Raw genomic sequence first — 14,669 nt, 5'->3', positions numbered from 1 at the left:
ACGCGCGCGGCGTACCACCCCGACGACCCGCAGGCGGGCTTCGGCGAGGCGACGCGCTCGCCGTCGGTGGAGCACGTGCGCGCGATCGATGACGGCGACGCGGTCACGGTCGGCCACACCACGATCACCGCGGTCGCCTCGCCCGGTCACGCGCCGGGCGGCATGAGCTGGCGCTGGAAATCCTGCCATGACGACACGTGCCGCGACGTCGTCTATCTCGACAGCCTCAACCCCGTGTCGACCGACGCCTATCGCTTCAGCGACCACCCGGCCGTCGTAGCGGCGCTGCGCGCGACGGCGGATCGCCTCGCGGCGTTGCCGTGCGACGTCGCGATGGCGGCGCATCCCGATCAGTTGCCCGCGACGAAGGATGCGGCGACGACGCCGTGTGCGGCGTATGCTCAGGAGGGACGCGAGAACCTGCGCAAGCGGTTGGAGAAGGAACGCGCGAAGTAATCGGGGCTGAAGAGCATCGCGGCTGAAGCCGCTCCCACAGGAACACCGCACGCGCGGCGTATTCATCCGTTCGCCCTGAGCGCAGGCCGAAGGCCGGAGTCGAAGGGCCGCCGCCCCCGGACGGCCGGCGCTTCGACTCCGCCCGCTTCGCGGGCTGCGCTCAGCGCGATCGGATTTTTGCGACGTGTCTTCCTGCGAAGACCGTCGCCCACCCACAGCACGCATGCGCTTGTGCAGGAGCTGCTCCGGCGCGATCTCTTCGCCGCGCTGGGCCAAGGCCCGCAACTTTTGCGACGTGTCGTCCTGCGAAGACCGTTGCCCATGACAGCGCGCGTGGGTTTGTGTGGGAGCGGCTTCAGCCGCGATGCTCTTCGCCCGGCAGGTCCCACAGGGCGGGAACGCTGCAGGCGGCCGATCGGAATCAAGTCCCGCGATCCTCGCGCGCGAGCGAGGCGACACGGCGTGCCCGTTCCAGCCGCGCTGCGAGTGCCTGCAGCTCCGCGTCGGGCAAATCCGCAAGCGACGACGCGAGGCGCGCGATGCGTTCGTCGCGCGATTCCTCGCGCGCCGCGGCCGGGCGCAGGAACCACGCGGCGATGAAGCCGGTGTAGATACCGGCGAGGCCGACGCCGGCGACCATCAGGCCTGCAGCGAGGATGCGGCCTTCGGTCGTGACCGGGTAGTGGTCGCCGTAGCCGACGGTGGTGATCGTCGCCATCGTCCACCACAGCGCATCCTCGGCGGTCCTGATGTTCGCCTCCGGCACGTCTTCGAACTGCAGGATGCCGATGCTCGCGAGCACGATCAGCAGCAGGCCGATGAGTACGGCCGCGAGCATCGCGCTGTTCGCGCGCCGCTCCAGGATGAACGCGGCGATGATCTTCGCCGAACGGATCGCGCGCAGGACGCGGAGCACGCGCAGCACCCGCGCCATGCGCGCGACGCGCAGGTAGTCGATCGAGGGGATGCACGAGAGCAGGTCGATCCAGCCCCAGCGGATGAAGTAGCGCCAGCGATCGTCCGCCTTCCACAGGGTGACGAGGAAGTCGACGAAGAACAGCGCGCACAGCACGTCGTCCGCGACATCGAGCAGCCGTCGCATTTCGGCACTCATCGGCAGGACGACGCTTGCGGCGAGGACCAGCAAGGCGAACACGCTGAGCGCGAGCGCGAAGACGAGATACGGTGTGTTCCTGCTCGACAACTTTTCCACGGCGGCTCCCCGTCACGTGCGACGGCACGCTTTCGTGCCGGGGCCGCCGGATCCAGCCGGCGAGACGGCCTCGATCTTCACACGAATGCGGCGCGATTCGGCCGGACCGGTGCAGGCGCCATGTCCTACTTCGCGCGCAACGGCGTTCCACGCCGTGTCCCCGCATCGAGGAACGGCCATGCTCCGCACGCAGCCCATCCGTCGCACCCTGCCGTCCGCGCTCGCGGTTTGTTTCGCCGGGGCATCCTCGGCGGCTCTGTGCGCCGGAGCCGCGGGACCGGCGGATTCGACGAGAGGACACTTGCACCGCACGGGTGCGCCATGGCAGGCGGATCGCTTCGCGTCGCTGAGAGCGGGGCCGCTCGAGCCGGCTGCGCCTGCCGAAACGCTGACCGTCACCAACTGCAACGACACCGGCCCGGGTAGCCTGCGCCAGGCGATCCTCGACGCGAGCGACGGCGCACGCATCGAGTTCGCGATGGCGTGCAGCACCATCACGCTGGGCAGCGGACCGCTGTTCCATCCGGACGCGGGCTCCCTGCGCATCGCCGCCCCGATCCGCAACGTCGATGGCCGGCCGCAGCCGACCATTACCATCGATGCGGGCGGGCACAGTCGCGTGATCGAGCATCGAGGCCAGGGCCAGCTGCAACTCGAAGGGCTCGCCCTCGTCAACGGCCGCAGTTTTGCCGTCAATACCGATGCCGAGGGCGGTTGCGTCCGCTCCGAGGGGCGCGTCGTCGTCACCGGCGTCAGCATCACCGACTGCGTCACCGAGGCGCGCGGACCCAACGGCGCCGCGCTCGGCGGCGGCATCTGGTCGGACGACGTGGTCGGCCTCGTGCACAGCACGGTGAGCGGCAACACCGCGCAGGCCGTCACCTCGACCGGCTATTCGTACGGCGGCGGCGTATTCGCGGCGCGTGGTTTCTATGCGGCGTTCAGCACGATCGAGGGCAACCAGGCAACCGCGTTCGGTTACGGCGGCGGGGTCGGCTGCCGTGGTCCGGTGGCGATCGTGTCATCGTCGGTCATCGGCAACTCCGCCGCTGCGGGCGGGGGACTCGGGCTGTTCGGCGGCCCCGACCTTGGCAGCGGCAGCGTCTACATGAACGACAGCACGATCGCCTACAACAGCGCCACCTTCTTCGCAGGCGGCATCGAGGTCTCGGCCGAATTCCACGTCTACAACAGCACCATTGCCGGCAACATCGGCGCAAGCAACGGTCGCGGCAACGGCATCATCGTCGAAGGCTCGCACCCGCTGACCCTGGTCAGCACGATCGTGCACGGCAATACGGTGCGCGACATCCAGGGCGCGTCCTCGGTCGCCGGAAGCGCGAACCTCGTCGGCATATCGAGCGTACCGCTGCCGGCCGGCACCTCGAGCGCAGACCCGCAGCTCGGCGCGCTCGCCTTGCACGGCGGACTGACGCCGGTCCGCGACCTCCAGCCCGGCAGCCCGGCCATCGACGCCGGCGCGAACCCGCTCGAGCTGCCGTGCGACCAGCGCGGCGGCATGCTGGTGTCGCTCGAGTTCTTCACGATGGTGGGTCGCCATGAGCGCGTCGCCGGCGCGCGCGCGGACATCGGCGCGTTCGAGGTCGGTGCTGGCGAGCAGATGTTCCAGAACGGTTTCGAGTTCGTCAGCGAGTCGTGCTATCGCGAGCGCTGATCGGCATTCCAGAACTCGGTGATCGTGAGGCCGACGAGCATGCCGCATGCCGCCACCGCATGCACGAGGGCGATGCCGGCGTCGATCGACAGCCGTCCATCCGGATAGGCGCCGTGTGGAACTGCGACGGATCGAGCGCGTCGAGCCCGGCTCGAGCCAGGCCAGCGCGTGCTCGCGCTGGACGTCCAGTGGCTCGAACCATGAATGCCTCCGGCACGCGCGAACGCGAGTCCTGGCGCTCCGCCGGCGCGCGCGCCGTCTGCGGCTCCGATCAATGCGACGGATAGCGCACTTCCGCCGATACCACCGTGAGGCTCTGCGTATACCCCTCGCCGTTGCCGCCGGACACCGCGCTGCCGCGCTGGAACATGAAGGTCCATATCGGATCGTCGGAAAAGTCGTTGTTGGTGTTGACGCCCGCGCCGAAGTACCAGGTGTGGTACGTCTGGCTCCAGTGGGCGGTCCACGTTTGCGACTTCATCATGTTCTGGCGCCCCGGCGCCGCGTAGATGTTCAGCGGCGTGCCATCCTCCTGGCCGCCGTAGCCGAGCGTGTCCCAACCGGATCCTGCCGAGCCGACGTCGAGATTGAGGTTCTGCGAGCCGGCCTGCAGGCGCCAGTTCACGATCGACGAGGTCGACAAGGTCGGCACCGCGAAGTACAGCGTCACCGTGAACGGTTGCGTCTTGTCCCAATCGGCCGGCTGCGGGATCGAAAAGCCGATCGGCTGCGCGGTGGCGGACAGGCGCGGCCCGTAGGTCGTCACCGTCGTTTGCGCGTCACTCGGGTTGTGGAACATCGCATTGCCGGGGACGACGATCGAACGCATGCGCTGCGCAATCGTGTACGGGGTGCCGGTGGCCTCCTGGCGCGGCGTCAGCGTCTCGTAGGTTCCGGAGCCGGCCGGGCTCACCGCGATTTCGAGGTAGCGCCGGTCGCCGTCGAATGCGCCCGCGCCGAAGTCGAGCGTAGTGCCGAAGCGTCCCGACGAGACGGTGAGACTCTGCTCCAGCGTGACGCCCACCTGGGTGCCGCCGGAGGGCGCGTCATACAGCGAGAACCTGAAATCGTGCAGCCCGTTCGCGACCTGGCCGGCATTGCGCAACTCCCCCTGGTAGGTGAACGCGGACCCGAGCGGCTGCACGGCGTGCGCCGCGGTCGCGAGCAGCAGGACGCCCGCCGCGGCGGCGAGGACGAAAGCGCGGAAACGGATCGGATACATGCGCGGAACTCCTTCGCAGGAAACGTTGAGAGCGCGGGCATCGCTCAGTTGTCGAATGCATCGCAGAACACGACGTCCGGCGTCGTGTCGCACGGCACGCGGGTCCAGTAGCCGCTGTTCAACGCCCACTCGGCCGAGGCGCAGTCGACGGCGCCGGCGCTGCACGAGGCGATCGCGAGCGGTTGGCCCACCGTGCCTTCGACGCTGAAAACGGAGGGTCCGGCGGCGGGACCACCACCCCCGGCGATCACGTACCAGTCCACCGCGTAATCGGCGTGTGCCGAGAAGGCGACCGCGAGGGCGCACAGGCCTGCGGGAATGACGAAGTGACGCGGCATGGGTCGTCCCTCGATCGGCTGGCTCAAAGAGGGAAACGGAAAAGAGCGGCAGACGCGACGCGTCGCACCGTCGTTGCGAAGGGCGCCGTTCACCGCCCATCGGGGTGCCGTGAACCCTCCCCGCCCCTGGTGGGGCGAGGCGCCCGCCGAGGCGTGCATCTTGGAGGCTGCGCATTGCGGCGCACGCGACGCCCGTTGCGGCCGTGCGCGCGGCGGCACGCGCATGCGCGCGTACCGCCCTACGACGATGTGCAGGCGCTTCCGTCACAGGTGATTGCGGGGCGTAGGGTGGGACGCAGCGGCACGACCACGTTCGGCAAGCGCGATACGCGCAACCGCGAGTCCCACCGCCATGCCATGCCGCGCTGCGCATCAGGGCGTAGCGACGGCGCCGTCGTAGCCATCCACGAAAATCACTGCCTGGTACGCGCCCATTTCCGCACGGAACGACCCGCTCGATGGCGGAAAGAGATAGCCATCGACATCGGCGAGATAGAAGAGGATGCGCGAGCCGCGGCGAAGCAGCGGCGTGCCGGTGTCCAGGCGATAGTCGCCCGACATCGGATCGGCGAACACGGGATCCACGGCCATCACGTCGGTCGCCTGCACCACCGTGCCTGGCGTGAACGCATCGACATCGGATGCCTCGATCACGAGCGGCCGATCGAAGCCGAGGCTCGTCGGCACATTGCCCCACGCGATCACGCTGTGCATCGTGTTGTAGGACTGGCCGCCGCGACCCCACATGCCACCCGTATCCCCGACGGCGGTGTTCGATGCGATGGTCAGCGAACTGAAACGCCGCAGGCCGCCATTCGTCATGTCGAGGTAGGCACCGCCACCGTTGCCGCCACTGCTGTTGTCCGCGATGACCATCGAGAACAGCTGGATCGGCGAGTAGTCCACCGGCGAGCCGCCGAAGATGTAGAGGCCGCCTCCATCGCCGGTCGCATGGTTGTTGCGCACGATGACTCGATACATCCCGATGAAGCTCGCCGACGCGGTGCCGTAGTTGATCTGCACACCGGCGCCGACGTCGGCATTGCCGTTCTGCACGACCAAGCGGTTGACCACCACTTCACCATACGGTCGCTTGATCACCAGCACGCCGCCTACGCCTTTGGCGTCGAGCACGCTGCTGGGCGCGCCCGGCGCGACGTTCAATCAGTCGTGGATCCAGCTGCCGGAGATTTCCAGCGACGCCGTCGTCGTGAGCGCCTCGCTCTGGAACGGCGTTCCCCCGGTGAGGTAAACGCCGGGCTGCAGCGTGATGACCGTGTCTTCGTCGACATAGTCTCCGCCATCCGACACCTGCGCCAGCGCCGCGTGCAACTCGTCCGCCGTCGACACGCAGATCCGGCTCGCATTCGCGTCATGCCACGCCGCGAAAACTGCAACGAGCAGGATGGCGCACCAGGCATGGAGCGGACGAGAACGGCTGGGACGCATGCAGGACCTCGGGCGAACGTGGCTCGTCGCTCTGCGATGGTAACAAGAGCCGGCGTCCGACGTCCCTCCACGCCTCATCCCTGCGGCAATCCTTCGTGGCCGTTGAAGAAGATCGTGTCCAGGTACGCGCCCATTTCCCCGGGATAGAGCCCGTTCGAAGGCGGGAACGGATGACCGTCGAGATCCGCAGGCTGAAAGACGAAGGATGGGCCGCTGCGTATCAGCGGCGTGCCGCTGCCGAGGTGATAGTCGCCCGCCGCGGGGTCGGCGAACACCGGATCGACGGCGATCACGTCCGTCGACTGCACCGGCGTGCCGGGCGCGATGACGTCGACATCGGATCCTTCGAGCGTCAGCGGCCGGTCGAAGCCGAGGCTCGCCGGTGCATTGCCCCAGGCGATCACGCTGCGCAGGCGGTATCCGCCCTGGTCGCCGGTGCCCCGGATTCCGCCACTGTCGCCCACTGCGGTGTTCGACGCAATCGTCAGTGAGCTGAAGCGCGCCGAGCCGCCGCCCGTGATGTGGAGGTAGGCGCCGCCGCCGTTGCCACCGCTGACGTTGTCCGCGAGCAGCGTCGAGTAGAGCTGGATCGGCGCGTAGTTCACGGGCGCACCGCCGGCGATGTAGACGCCACCGCCATCGCCGCTCGCCTGGTTGTTGCGCACGATGACGCGGTACAGCTGCACGAACGACGCCGACGCCGTGCCGTAATTGATCTGCATGCCGGCGCCGACATCGGCATTGCCGTTCTGCACCACGAAGTTGTTGAGCGACACGCCCGTATGGGGACGCTTGATCACCAGCACGCCGCCGACGCCTTGGGCATCGAGCACACTGCCGGGAGCGCCCGGCGCCACACTGGCGCAGTTGTAGACCCAGTTGCCGGAGATCTCGAGCGACGCGTTGGTCGTGAGTGCCTCGCTGCGAAACGGCGTGCCGCCGGTGAGGTAGGTGCCGGGCGCCAGGGTAATGGTGCTGTCTTCGTTGACATAGTCCCCACCATCCGAGACCTGCGCCAGCGCCGCGCGCAACTCGTCGGCCGTCGATACGCAGATCCGGCGCGCATGCGCGTCCTGCCACGGTGCGGCAAGCGCGAAGAGCAGTATCCACGCCTCGAGCGCGAGAGAACGGGTGAAGCGCATGCAGTACCTCCGGCATCAGTCGGTGCGTCGAACCACGAAGGATACCAACGCATCGCGCCGTGCGAGCACCCAAACCGGCTGAGCGCATCTGGCCGAACGCGCAGCGCAGATCGAGCGTACAGGCCAGATCGAGCGTGAGGACGGATCGAGCCTGTAGGGCGGGTCGAGCGCGCAGCGCGAGTCCCGCCGCCGCCGCGCGTAATCGTAGGGCAGGACGCAGGCACGAAACGCCTTAACGCACACCCGCGACTCCCACTGCCTCGAGCGTCCGCACCAGCGAGGGACGACACGCGGGACATCGCGTGCGAGCAGCGGATCCGGCGCTTCGCGCGCCTTGATCCGCCCTACCTACTTCGGCGAGCGCGCTTATCGGTCAAGCGCGGCGATGAGGCGGTCGAAACCGTCGGCTTTCAGGTTGCGTCGTGACAGCGAAGCACTCTGGGGATTCACGATGCCGATGAGGTTTTCGTAACCGTGCAGCTCCGGCACCGCGCCGAACCAATAACGTGCGCCACGCACGATCACGATCGCGGCCTTGCGCCCGATCGCGTCGCGGACCAGCGCGAAGGAATAGTCCTGCGATGCCAGGCGCAGGTGGCCGCAGCCGAACGATTTCGAGCGGTATGCAATGAACTCGACCGACAGGACACGACGCGAGACATCGACATCCGGCCGCTCACGCGAGAGCGCGCGTACGAGCTTGCTCCACCAGTCGTTTTTTCCGGTGAGATAAAAGTGCCCATCCGAGACCTCGTCGCCACGGACGATCGCATGCAGGCCGTCGTCGTAACGATCGTCGTCGCTGACACCCGGATTCAGCAGTAGCACGACGATCGGCGCATCGAGCGGACCGAAAAACGGCTCCGGACAGGTTTCGACGCGCAGACGCACAGGGTCCGGCGCGTCGCTGTTGAAGACATCGACGGCGCGCCGGTCGACTGCAAGCACGTAGGGCGGCGTGTGCGGCAGATCCCGCCAGGGATTGGCCGGAAGGTCGATCACGGCGCGTCCCGCGGTGCTTCAAAGTGCCGCGTCGATGACCTTGGTGAGCTGCGCCTTCGCCACGAGACCCATCTGCGTCGCTTGCACCGTGCCGCCCTTGAACAGCAGCATCGTCGGCGCCGAACGCACGCCGTAGGCAAGCGCGGTCTTCGGGTGCGGTCGATCTCGAGCTTGGCGACCTTCACGCGGCCACCGTAGCCGTTCGCGAGCTGCGCGAGCATCGGCGCGAGCGCCTTGCACGGGCCGCACCATTCGCCCCGGAAGTCGACGAGCACGCGTGTCGACGACTGCAGCATGTCGGCCGCGAAGGTGGTGTCGGTGGTGGTGAAGACGTTGGGATTCATCGGCTGACTCACGTGCTCATGTGGTAAAGACGTTGGGATTCATCGGCTGAGTCACGTGCTCATTGCGTCGAGCTAAGTGACGCTGCCCCCGTTATTGATCTTCTTCGTTCGATGGTTTCGACGCGATGACGCCAAACTTCGCGCGCGGCGTCGACGACCTTCGTGAGCGGCGGGATCGGCGAGCCCGCCGACGCCTTCACGCCGGTTTTCCATCACTGCTCCTCGCGTTCACATCCGCGCGGCCCGGATAACCCGGAACATTCAAACCGAGCACGATGTCGCGACGCACGACCCACTGCCCGTCGCGCCGGTCCGGCGTGACGATACCGACACCGCCGCGGCCGCTCGACAGATGGCGGATCTGTTGCGGCGTCAGCTTCGGATCGTCGCGGAACATGACGTCGTCGATGTAGTACGTCGCGCGGTCCGGTTCGATCATGTGCATGTGGATGTGTTCGGGAACGTCGCGGCCCGGATAGCTGCCGGGGCGAATCGTGTCGAAGCGGTACTCGCCGCTCGCGCCGGTCTTCGCCCACGCGCGCAAGCGACCGTGGCGTGTCGCCGACTCGCCCGCGGGCGTCGACGGCGGCGGATAGATGCCGGTGCGATCCGTGTGATACGCGTAGACGATCACGCCGGCCGCAGGTCGGCCGGCGGCGTCGACCACGCGTCCGGTGAGCGTCAGCGGCTCCCCGGGTTCATCCGGCGGCGCGATGCGCGATCGATCGGCGATGACGTCAGGTCGGCCGTCGAAGACCGCTTCGCAACCTTCGCACGGCTGGCCGACGATGGGCTCGTCCTTCGCGATCGCCGCGCGCACGGTCCCGACCAGCGGAGCGAACACGAAAGCGAGGAGCAGGGGGCGGCGATGCATCGTCGTGTCCTCCAGAGGGATGGGTGTGCAGCGCGTGCGCGGCCGCAAGTCCCACGGCGATCGCACCACGCAAGCGGCGGCACGCGCGTGCGCGCGTACCGTCCTACGACATTCGGCTGTGCCGACCGGTTCCGTCGGGGTGCGGAGCTCGCGGACCGCGGGATCGATCGTCGGTGCGATGGTATCGGGCGATCCCCCTGCCGTCGCCGGGTGGGACGCAACGGCATGAGCGCGTGAAGGGATGCGACGCGCGAGACCGCGGCTCCCACCGCCGCGCGGCACACGGCGACACGCGCGATCGCAGGCGGACCGACCCCTCAACGATGTCGGCCTAGCGGTATGGGCCCGGTCCGCTCCAGACGAGGTCGCCCAGCTGGTAGACGCGCTGGATGGTGATGACGTCGCGCGCGTCGCCGATGACCTTGAGTTGCGGTGAATCCGGTTCGACCATGCGACACGCGCTGGAGCCCCGTCGCAGTGCGACCTCGAGCGGGCAGACCATCAGCCGCAGCGAGCCGGGCATCGGAAGAAAGAGTTCGGTCATGCCTTGCGCGCGCCACGCGCGCAACCGGGTTTCGTTGGCCAGGTCGTAGTACACCTGGAATCCATCCACGGTCATGTCAGGTCCGACGGGCGGCGGCGCGTTGGCGTTGCCGCGCCCACGGGTGCTGCCGAGCTTGGCGCCCAATGCGGCACTCGCGATCGCATTGGCATCCATGCCGGGCGGTTGCCCCCATACGTGCGGAGGACGCGCGACTGGCGCGGTCTCGCGCGGCGCTTCGGTCGGTTCGTGCGCCGTGTCAGGCGATGCGTCCGTGGACTCCGCGGTGTCCGCCACCTCGGCAGGCATCGGCACGGTGGCCTGCTCGACCGGCGTGGGCAATGGCCGCGGCGCCTTGGGCTTCTTGGGGCGTGCGCGCGTGTGGGCCGGTGGCACGGGCTCGGCGGGCGATGGCGGGAGCGTCGGGTCGATGAGCGTCACGCTCATGGCGCGGCTGCCCGCTTCGGCCTGCTGCATGGCCCTCGTGATCGGGGGATCGCGCAGCATGACCACGACGAGCAGTGCATGCAGCAGCACCGACACCAGCGCCGCCATCCCGCGGTGCACGCGATCGGTCCGGTCTCGAGGCCCAGTGGCGGCTTGGCGCGACGTCCTGTTCATGCCGCCGTGGAGGGGTGGACGCGGCGGGCTTTCATGGTTCGTCCAAGCGGCGGGGTCGGGGAACAGTCGGGAAAAGGCGCCGGGATCGTTGAGTCCACGACGAGCGTCAGCTCGGGGCCAATAAAATGCAAAGACGCACGGGAACAACGATCGCCCGCATCATGGCGTCGTTCGCGCGGGATACGACAGGGCATCGAGCTGAAAGTTCGTGCGTTGACGTCTCGAAGGCGGAACGCTGGCGTCCGCGTTCGGCGACCGGACCACACCCTACCTGTCGATCCGGCGTCATTCGCCTTCGTGCGCGCGGACCTGCGCGCGCGCTGCGGGCGTCCGTGTCGTCGTCATTGACGGCCGCCCTCATCGGCGCGTTGCGCCTCCGTGGAGGGACGCTGATCCCCTGAGGAGCAGCGCTGCGCCTCTCCAGGCGCGGTGCCGGTCCTCGGAGGACGAACGTCGATCCTTCGTTGAGGAGTACGGTCCCTTCTGGAGAGAAGCTGCTCATCGCCCGAAGCGGCGCTGCTCCTCGGAGGAGCCAAGTGGGTCCTCTGAGGAGCACCGTTGCTCCTCGGAGGAGCAGAGTTCATCCTCCGAGGAGCAGATCCGATCCTCCGAGGAGGAGGCCTCCTCCTACGGTGGAGCAGCACCGGCCCTCGGCGGCACAGTCTTGGTCCCAAGAGGAGCAAACGGTCGCGCGAGACGGCGACCCGCGGCTCACAGCGCGGCGTCGATGACCTTGGTCAGCTGCGACTTCGAGACGAGACCCATCTGCGTCGCCTGCACCTGGCCGCCCTTGAACAGGATCATCGTCGGCGCCGAGCGCACGCCGTAGGCGAGCGCGGTCTTCGGGTTGTGGTCGATCTCGAGCTTGGCGATCTTCATGCGACCGCCGTAGTCATTCGCGAGCTGCACGAGCATCGGCGCCAGCGCCTTGCACGGGCCGCACCATTCGCCCCAGAAGTCGACGAGCACGGGCATCGGCGACTGCAGGACGTCGGTGGCGAAGGTGGTGTCGGTGGTGGTGAAGACGTGTTCTGCGTTCATCTACGGCATTCCAGAGAAATGAACCTGACCCCTATTCCGTCGCTTCACAGAATACTATCGACAGCTGGGTGCAGGATATTGACGCTAGCGGCATCAGCTGCGATTAGGTTACGACAGATGCGCTTTTGTGCTGTGCGTGATCACTGACACGACTCCACCCCATAGGGGCCGCGAAAATCTAGGATGCTCACAGCGCAGCGTCGATGACCTTGATCAGCTGCGACTTTGAGACGAGACCCATCTGCGTCGCCTGCACCTTGCCGCCCTTGAACAGCAGCATCGTCGGTGCCGAGCGCACGCCGTAGGCGAGCGCGGTCTTCGGGTTGTGGTCGATCTCGAGCTTGGCGACCTTCACGCGACCGCCGTAGTCGTCCGCGAGCTGCGCGAGCATCGGCGCCAGCGCCTTGCACGGGCCACACCATTCGCCCCAGAAGTCGACGAGCACGGGCGTCGGCGACTGCAGGACGTCGGTGGCGAAGGTGGTGTCGGTGGTGGTGAAGACGTTCGGGCTGGTCACGGATCAGAGCTCACACTGCAAAAATTCAAACGGTAAATTACTCCGTCCCCATTGTTTCGAATTCAAACGGAAAATTACTCCGCCCCCCTATGTTGCCACCCTTTTTTGCCATTGCAGCTTTGGCACCCATTTCTTGCTGGCAAGATTGAGTCGATCAGCGATCGAGCGCAACAAGATACGATCTCGCCCGACGACGTATCGTTGGCAGCCGCTAGATACGGCTAGATTAAGGCACCGCATGGTCGCGCTGTCGATCTCGCCATGTCGCAACGTTCCGTCTCTGCCGTAGATCACCAACGCGCAAGCTTGTGTAAGGGGGAACACTACCACTGCGTCCGCATTGCCAAAACCTACTCCCCAGATGCTCCGCTCCCGTGGTTGGAGCGTACTGAGCACGACGGGCGCGTCGGACGTCACAAAAGACCACTTTTCGCTCCGCCGGTGCACTACTAGCCAGTTTCGTCCAGCGAGCACCGGCGCAATCTCGAGCGCCATCATAATGGCCATCCCAATCGCCCAGCGATGGCTCGTCGTAACCTTGTAGGCCCCACTTCGCACGAACTCGACCATCTCCTTCGCTTGCTGATCGAGTTCTATTGCTGAAGCAGGCGCAGTTGCATGTCCGCGCATCCTCTCCTTCACTTGTTCGACGTCCGCGAACAGCCCCTTCGCGAAGTCGTCGACCAGCGAGGAATGCCATAGCTTGATCGATTCGACAATGTCCGGAGTTCGGAAACCCGCAAGAGCAACAAAGATGGACAGATCCGCACGCTCGTCCGCCGACAGATCTTCCCTTGCGGCGAGTTTGCGAATGCCCGGACTCGCCTTGGACTCGAAATCCGAAAGCATCCGCTCCAACTCGAAACGCTTTCGCCCCTCGCTGTCTTCAAACGTATAGAAGTGTCCGATGACGCCGGTATTCAAAGGCTGCTGCACTCGGACTTCATCAAACTCGCGATCGTAGACTGCCAGCTTGCCGTCCTTGCAGAAGCCGTCCAGATAGAACTTTGGCAAATAGTGCTGGCGCTTCGGCCCAGAGAGCATTGGCCCGGCAACACGCACGCCGACAGATTCGACTGGCTGGTACGGGTCTCTCATTTGGGCTTTGGTTACAACTTGACGCTTACTCTGCTCGGCGCAATAAGGCATCCACCGCGCGGCTTAGTCAGTGCTTGTGATGATCGGCCCACTCGGGGTCGCGCAGAAGAGGATTCTGGATCCAAGGCTTCGAGGCATGCGCTCCGAATTCGACGAGGGACGCCACACTAGAGCGGAGGCGCACCTATCGATCGAACGAACACTGGAAACGCGTACTGCTGAGCTACCTTTTCAATCTTCTCGATGAGCTTTGCTTGGGCGCCGGGATTTTGCGTTGTCGCTGCAACGACAAAGAACAAAGAAAACCGAGCGTTTAAATTTGTCTTCGCGATACTCGCGGTCTTCGCCGCGCGCTCGAGTACAGAATGGATCGTGTTCAACGAGAGAAAATTGTTGAACGCCAGCTTTACTTCTAGAGCGACAAAAGTATCGCCATCGAGCAATCCCGCATCCCAAACAGTCTTATCTCTCGGCAAACCAACATTGGTAACAAACTTCTTGTCGGTCTCTTTCTCAGCCAATCTGACGCCAAGAGCAGTGGCGGCGACTATCAAGCTCTCCACTTTTGGCGATTCAAATTGCTCCATAGGGCGCCGCCGCCCAAGCCACGCATCATCATTCTCTGCGGAATTCTGAGAAGAAGCATCCTTAGTCGCACTATCCGAATTCTGGTTGTTGCCAGGCGTTGCGCGGCCACCAGAATCCTCGCCACTCTGTGCGGTCGCCACAGCAGACTTAATTTCGGATACTTCTTCGCGGAGCTTTTTCTCAGCTCCCTTTAGATCCAGTGTTTTGAGAAATGACGCCTCACTCGGATATTCATTCGGCGCGTATAGTTTTAGGTGATGACAGGTCACTAGATAACAAAATACCCCAAGCACAATCACCGGAAAGACAACAATGAAATAAATGAGCGGCTGCCGTTCGGCCTCCGTGAGCTGTCCAGCCGCAACGCCGAATAGCGCGGTGGCCAAGCTGTAAATTAGCGCGATGAATAGAGCAATTATTCCGATCGGGCTTCTAGTTAGCCCTCCGGGGACGCGCGGTGTTGTCAGCACACTGCCCTCCTCCCTCCGTAGGCCGGCTCACTTCACGCAATCACCCGCACTTCGAATACCCACAATTCAAACACGTAG

14 protein-coding genes and 2 pseudogenes are annotated in these 14,669 nt (G+C 65.8%); 2 read left to right on the top strand and 14 right to left on the bottom strand.

The window, feature by feature from the left end; genetic code table 11:
* A pseudogene (locus ACTHK2_RS08365) lies at positions 1–456 on the top strand (subclass B3 metallo-beta-lactamase); the annotation flags it as partial.
* Positions 457–877: 421 nt separating this feature from the next.
* On the opposite strand, the gene ACTHK2_RS08360 reads toward ACTHK2_RS08365, so the two are convergent.
* On the bottom strand, positions 878–1,669 hold the full coding sequence (locus tag ACTHK2_RS08360) for a potassium channel family protein (protein ID WP_440245245.1): 792 nt from the start codon (positions 1,667–1,669) through the stop codon (positions 878–880).
* A gap of 301 nt (positions 1,670–1,970) precedes the next feature.
* Here ACTHK2_RS08360 and ACTHK2_RS08355 point away from each other — a divergent pair, with 301 nt between their 5' ends.
* A complete protein-coding gene (locus ACTHK2_RS08355) occupies positions 1,971–3,344 on the top strand; it encodes a choice-of-anchor Q domain-containing protein (protein WP_440245244.1) in 1,374 nt (457 codons plus the stop codon).
* A 271-nt stretch (positions 3,345–3,615) separates the two neighbouring features.
* On the opposite strand, the gene ACTHK2_RS08350 is transcribed toward ACTHK2_RS08355, so the two are convergent.
* From ACTHK2_RS08350 to ACTHK2_RS08290, 13 genes and pseudogenes are all read right to left on the bottom strand, one after another.
* The gene (locus ACTHK2_RS08350) at positions 3,616–4,566 is read right to left on the bottom strand and encodes a hypothetical protein (RefSeq protein WP_440245243.1); all 951 of its coding nucleotides are present in this window, start codon (positions 4,564–4,566) and stop codon (positions 3,616–3,618) included.
* A 44-nt stretch (positions 4,567–4,610) separates the two neighbouring features.
* Positions 4,611–4,904, bottom strand: a complete 294-nt coding sequence (locus ACTHK2_RS08345) for a hypothetical protein (protein ID WP_440245242.1) — start codon at positions 4,902–4,904, stop codon at positions 4,611–4,613.
* Between the two features lie 372 nt (positions 4,905–5,276).
* On the bottom strand, positions 5,277–6,068 hold the full coding sequence (locus tag ACTHK2_RS08340) for a hypothetical protein (RefSeq protein WP_440245241.1): 792 nt from the start codon (positions 6,066–6,068) through the stop codon (positions 5,277–5,279).
* Entirely contained in the window at positions 6,069–6,254 is a 186-nt protein-coding gene (locus tag ACTHK2_RS08335) for a hypothetical protein (RefSeq protein ID WP_440245240.1), read from the bottom strand. It abuts the gene before it with no gap.
* A gap of 173 nt (positions 6,255–6,427) precedes the next feature.
* Positions 6,428–7,495 carry a hypothetical protein gene (locus ACTHK2_RS08330; protein WP_440245239.1) on the bottom strand — a complete coding sequence of 356 codons (1,068 nt, stop codon included), beginning with the start codon at positions 7,493–7,495 and terminating at the stop codon, positions 6,428–6,430.
* A gap of 366 nt (positions 7,496–7,861) precedes the next feature.
* Positions 7,862–8,497, bottom strand: coding sequence for a hypothetical protein (locus ACTHK2_RS08325; RefSeq protein ID WP_440245238.1), 636 nt, complete (start codon positions 8,495–8,497; stop codon positions 7,862–7,864).
* 212 nt (positions 8,498–8,709) lie between these two features.
* A pseudogene (locus tag ACTHK2_RS08320) lies at positions 8,710–8,793 on the bottom strand (thioredoxin family protein); the annotation flags it as partial.
* 244 nt (positions 8,794–9,037) lie between these two features.
* A complete protein-coding gene (locus ACTHK2_RS08315; protein WP_440245237.1) occupies positions 9,038–9,715 on the bottom strand; it encodes a dioxygenase family protein in 678 nt (225 codons plus the stop codon).
* Between the two features lie 331 nt (positions 9,716–10,046).
* Positions 10,047–10,823: a type II toxin-antitoxin system RelE/ParE family toxin gene (locus ACTHK2_RS08310; protein WP_440245236.1), complete on the bottom strand. Its 777-nt coding sequence runs from the start codon at positions 10,821–10,823 to the stop codon at positions 10,047–10,049.
* A gap of 765 nt (positions 10,824–11,588) precedes the next feature.
* The gene (gene trxA / locus ACTHK2_RS08305; protein WP_440245235.1) at positions 11,589–11,918 is read right to left on the bottom strand and encodes a thioredoxin; all 330 of its coding nucleotides are present in this window, start codon (positions 11,916–11,918) and stop codon (positions 11,589–11,591) included.
* A 187-nt stretch (positions 11,919–12,105) separates the two neighbouring features.
* Positions 12,106–12,435 carry a thioredoxin gene (trxA, locus tag ACTHK2_RS08300; protein ID WP_440245234.1) on the bottom strand — a complete coding sequence of 110 codons (330 nt, stop codon included), beginning with the start codon at positions 12,433–12,435 and terminating at the stop codon, positions 12,106–12,108.
* Between the two features lie 87 nt (positions 12,436–12,522).
* Complete coding sequence (locus tag ACTHK2_RS08295; RefSeq protein ID WP_440245233.1) at positions 12,523–13,533, bottom strand: DUF4238 domain-containing protein; 1,011 nt, start codon at positions 13,531–13,533, stop codon at positions 12,523–12,525.
* Positions 13,534–13,700: 167 nt separating this feature from the next.
* The gene (locus tag ACTHK2_RS08290) at positions 13,701–14,591 is read right to left on the bottom strand and encodes a hypothetical protein (RefSeq protein ID WP_440245232.1); all 891 of its coding nucleotides are present in this window, start codon (positions 14,589–14,591) and stop codon (positions 13,701–13,703) included.
* Between the last annotated feature and the right edge of the window lie 78 nt (positions 14,592–14,669).

It is taken from the genome of Dokdonella sp. (assembly GCF_051958935.1).
In the GTDB taxonomy this organism is placed as follows: domain Bacteria; phylum Pseudomonadota; class Gammaproteobacteria; order Xanthomonadales; family Rhodanobacteraceae; genus Dokdonella_A.
This window is presented reverse-complemented; position numbering and strand designations above follow the sequence as displayed.